1 protein-coding gene is annotated in these 598 nt (G+C 41.5%); it reads left to right on the plus strand.

Features of this window, described 5'->3' with window-relative positions; translation table 11 throughout:
- Positions 1-226: 226 nt before the first annotated feature.
- Positions 227-598 (plus strand): DUF72 domain-containing protein (locus ACS8FD_RS22600; RefSeq protein WP_439277509.1); only part of this gene is annotated, 372 nt, incomplete at its 3' end.

Genomic DNA, 598 nt, shown 5'->3' on the forward strand with positions numbered 1-598 from the left:
AATGGTTATGGTCGCGTAAAAAATAATACAGTCAACTCAATGTAGAAACGATATAGCGTGACTGGTATGAATTTTTTGCAGCCTCTGTCGGCGTAGGCACAGCAAACAAGGAAAATTTATACCAGTCACACGTCATAAAACCATGTATCTGTTTTATTTGATCTTGACTATAGATTAAAAACTCCGTTAAAACTGTAATCATCAAAAACAGCAAAGAGTGGTCAACATGGAAAGTACCCCTATTCCGCGTATTTACCTCGGCACTGGCGGTTATAGCGATACTGACTTACTAGGTACGCTGTATCCAACTGACACTAAAAAGACGGACTTCTTACAAGAGTATGCCAAGCAATATGGCGCGGTTGAGATTAATAGCACCTTTTATGCGCCTATCGGGCAAAAAGCCTTTGCTGGTATGATTAATAAAGCTTATGAGCAAGCCGATAGCGAGTTGAAGTTTGCCGTAAAGCTGCATCAAGACTTCACTCATGGATGTAAAGGCACTGCCGAACATGCACAAGCATTCTTTAACGCTTTATCACCGCTCATCGAAGCCGATTGTCTAGCACCACTACTACTGCAATTTCCACATGGCTTT

The sequence above is a fragment of the Psychrobacter sp. 1U2 genome (assembly GCF_051847575.1).